The following is a 3752-nucleotide window of genomic DNA, read 5'->3' as shown; positions in this document are numbered from 1 at the left end:
AGCTCCGGTTCTCCGCGTCTCTTCAGGCTGTCACACCCCCGCACCACGCCCGGGGGCGCCCGGCGGGGAGGTCGGGACCGCCCTTCGGCGGAGGGTGGGGCAGGAGGTCAGATCTTGGCCCACGCGTCGGTGAGGCTGACCCGCAGGATCTGCTCGATCTCGTCGAAGGTCGACTGGTCGGAGATCAGCGGCGGGGCCAGCTGCACGACCGGGTCGCCACGGTCGTCGGCGCGGCAGTACAGGCCGTTGTCGAACAGGGCCTTCGACAGGAAGCCGTAGAGCACGCGCTCCACCTCGTCGTCGTTGAACGACTCCTTGGTGGCCTTGTCCTTCACGAGCTCGATGCCGTAGAAGTACCCGTTGCCGCGGACGTCGCCGACGATCGGCAGGTCGCGCAGCTTGTTCAGGGTGCCCAGGAAGCGCGACTCGTTGTCGAGCACGTGCTGGTTGAGGCCCTCGCGCTCGAAGATGTCGAGGTTGGCCAGCGCCACCGCGGAGGACACCGGGTGGCCGCCGAAGGTGTAACCGTGCAGGAAGGTGTTGTCGCCCTTGTAGAACGGCTCGGCGATGCGGTCCGAGATGATCGTGGCGCCGATCGGCGAGTAGCCGGAGGTCATGCCCTTGGCGCAGGTGATCATGTCGGGCTGGTAGCCGAACTTGTCGGCGCCGAACATGGTGCCCAGGCGGCCGAAGGCGCAGATGACCTCGTCCGACACGAGCAGCACGTCGTGGCGGTCGCAGATCTCGCGCAGGCGCTGGAAGTACCCGGGCGGCGGCGGGAAGCAGCCGCCGGCGTTCTGCACCGGCTCGACGAAGACGGCGGCGACGGTCTCGGGGCCCTCGAAGAGGATCGCCTGCTCGACCTGGTCGGCGCACCAGCGGCCGTAGGCCTCGGGGTCGACGGTGCCGTCCGGGCCCGCCAGGTACTCGGGGGCGCGGTAGATGTTGGTGTTCGGTGCCTTGTGGGTGCCCGGCACCAGCGGCTCGAACGGGGCCTTCAGGCCCGGCAGGCCGGTGATGGACAGCGCGCCCTGGGGGGTGCCGTGGTAGGCGACGGCACGCGAGATGACCTTGTACTTGGTCGGCTTGCCGGTCAGCTTGAAGTACTGCTTGGCGAGCTTCCAGGCGGTCTCGACGGCCTCGCCGCCGCCGGTCGAGAAGAAGACCTTGTTGAGGTCGCCGGGGGCGTAGTTGGCCAGGCGCTCGGCCAGCTCGACGGCCTTCGGGTGGGCGTAGCTCCACACCGGGAAGAAGGCGAGCTCCTTGGCCTGCTTGGCGGCCGCCTCGGCCAGCTCCTCGCGGCCGTGGCCGGCCTGTACGACGAACAGGCCGGCGAGGCCGTCGAGGTACTTCCTGCCCTTGTCGTCCCAGACGTAGGTGCCCTCACCGCGCACGATGGTGGGGACGGGGGAGTGCTCGTACGACGACATGCGGGTGAAGTGCATCCACAGGTGGTCGTATGCGGTCTTGGAAAGGTCCTTCTGAGCCGGCTCGGCTGTCATCGGGTGCCCCAGGTGTAGGTCTGTTTCCGGAGCTTCAGATAAACGAAGCTCTCGGTGCTCCGCACGCCGGGAAGGGCGCGGATGCGCTTGTTGATCAGTTCGAGAAGGTGCTCGTCGTCCTCGCACACCAGCTCGGCGAGGAGGTCGAACGAGCCTGCGGTGCAGACCACGTAGTCGACCTCGTCGAAGGAGGCCAGTGCGTCCGCCACGGGCTCGATGTCCCCTTCGACGCGGATCCCCACCATCGCCTGGCGGGTGAACCCGACGGTGAGGGGATCGGTCACGGCGACGATCTGCATCACGCCCTGGTCGAGCAGCTTCTGGACGCGCTGCCGCACGGCCGCCTCCGACAGGCCCACGGCCTTGCCGATGGCGGCGTACGGACGCCGTCCGTCCTCCTGGAGCTGCTCGATGATCGCCTTGGAGGCGGCGTCGAGGGGAACGCTGGCGTTCCGGTCGCGGTTGGCCACGTCGCCACTGTGCCTGATCCACTCCGGCCACGCAAGCCGCAGTGCTGCTGATTTCGTCGCGGTTTCCAAAATTGCATGCGGATTACGTCGTGTTCAGGTGGAACGTCTGTCGATAACGCCAGTCCTCGGGGTAGCCTGAGGGAGTACACGCGCAGGGGTGCCCCACCCCCGCCCCCTACCCCAGTTGACCGCGGCCAGGACGGCCCGGCCACCCGGTCGCCGGAGGTACCCTGGCGCCGGATTCTGCAACGCCGCAGGCCCAGACCGTAGGAGAGACCCGTGAGCGAGCTTCGTACGCTGCGCAACTACATCAACGGCGAGTTCGTCGATGCGGCCGACGGCCGCACGCTGGACGTGATCGACCCCACGACCGGTGAGGTCTACGCGACGTCCCCGCTGTCCGGCGCCGCGGACGTCGACGCCGCCATGGTGTCCGCCGCGGAGGCGTTCCCGGTCTGGCGCGACGCCACCCCCTCCACCCGGCAGAAGCTGCTGCTCAAGATCGCCGACGCGGTCGAGGCCCGGGCCGAGGAGATCGTGGACGCCGAGTGTCGCAACACCGGCAAGCCGCGCGGGCTGACCCTCTCCGAGGAGATCGGCCCGATGGTCGACCAGATCCGCTTCTTCGCCGGCGCCGCCCGCCTGCTGGAGGGCAAGGCCGCGGGCGAGTACATGGACGGCATGACCTCGATCATCCGTCGTGAGCCGGTCGGCGTCTGCGCCCAGGTCGCGCCGTGGAACTACCCGATGATGATGGCGGTCTGGAAGTTCGCCCCGGCGATCGCCGCGGGCAACACCGTCGTCCTCAAGCCGTCCGACACCACCCCGGCCTCCACCGTGCTGCTCGCCGAGATCATCGGCGGCATCCTCAAGGACATGGAGCTGCCGGCCGGCGTCTTCAACGTCATCTGCGGCGACCGCGAGACCGGCCGCCTGATGGTCGAGCACCCGACCCCGGCGATGGCCTCCATCACCGGCTCGGTACGCGCCGGCATCCAGGTCGCCGAGTCGGCCTCCAAGGACGTCAAGCGCGTCCACCTGGAGCTCGGCGGCAAGGCCCCGGTCGTGGTGTTCGAGGACGCCGACATCGACGAGGCCGTCGAGGGCATCTCCGTCGCCGGCTTCTTCAACGCCGGCCAGGACTGCACCGCCGCCACCCGTGTGCTGGTGCACGAGTCCATCCACGACGCCTTCGTGGCCGCGCTCGCCAAGGCCGCCGCCGACACCAAGACCGGCGGCATCGACGACGAGGACGTGCTCTACGGCCCGCTGAACAACGCCAACCAGCTGAAGCAGGTCAGCGGCTTCATCGACCGCCTCCCGGCGCACGCCAAGGTCGAGGCCGGCGGCCACCGGGTCGGCGAGGTCGGCTACTTCTACGCCCCGACCGTGGTCTCCGGCCTGAACCAGGACGACGAGATCATCCAGAACGAGGTCTTCGGCCCGGTCATCACCGTGCAGAAGTTCACCGACGAGGAGCAGGCCGTCGGCTACGCCAACGGGGTGGAGTTCGCGCTGGCCTCCTCGGTCTGGACGAAGGACCACGCCCGCGCCATGCGGATGTCCCGCCGCCTGGACTTCGGCTGCGTCTGGATCAACACCCACATCCCGCTGGTCGCCGAGATGCCGCACGGCGGCTTCAAGAAGTCCGGCTACGGCAAGGACCTGTCCTCCTACGGCTTCGAGGACTACACCCGGGTCAAGCACGTCATGACCGCGATCTGACGGTCCGCCGATCCGGTACGACCCGGTGCGGCCTGTGCCCGGTGCCCCCGGGCAC

3 protein-coding genes are annotated in these 3752 nt (G+C 68.9%); 1 reads left to right on the top strand and 2 read right to left on the bottom strand.

Annotated features, from left to right (window positions below; genetic code table 11):
• Positions 1 to 107 precede the first annotated feature (107 nt).
• A complete protein-coding gene (locus ACFV0G_RS28430; protein WP_380554030.1) occupies positions 108 to 1502 on the bottom strand; it encodes an aspartate aminotransferase family protein in 1395 nt (464 codons plus the stop codon).
• A complete protein-coding gene (locus ACFV0G_RS28425) occupies positions 1499 to 1972 on the bottom strand; it encodes an Lrp/AsnC family transcriptional regulator (protein ID WP_380554027.1) in 474 nt (157 codons plus the stop codon). Before ACFV0G_RS28425 ends, ACFV0G_RS28430 begins: the two co-directional genes overlap by 4 nt.
• Before the next feature lie 279 nt (positions 1973 to 2251).
• Between ACFV0G_RS28425 and ACFV0G_RS28420 the strand changes: the two genes are divergently transcribed.
• Positions 2252 to 3697 carry a gamma-aminobutyraldehyde dehydrogenase gene (locus ACFV0G_RS28420; RefSeq protein WP_380554024.1) on the top strand — a complete coding sequence of 482 codons (1446 nt, stop codon included), beginning with the start codon at positions 2252 to 2254 and terminating at the stop codon, positions 3695 to 3697.
• Positions 3698 to 3752: the final 55 nt, after the last annotated feature.

Origin of the sequence: Kitasatospora sp. NPDC059571, from assembly GCF_042735675.1 — a bacterium.
GTDB lineage: Bacteria > Actinomycetota > Actinomycetes > Streptomycetales > Streptomycetaceae > Kitasatospora.
The sequence above is the reverse complement of the archived record's forward strand: the minus strand, read 5'-3'. Positions and strand labels throughout refer to the sequence as shown.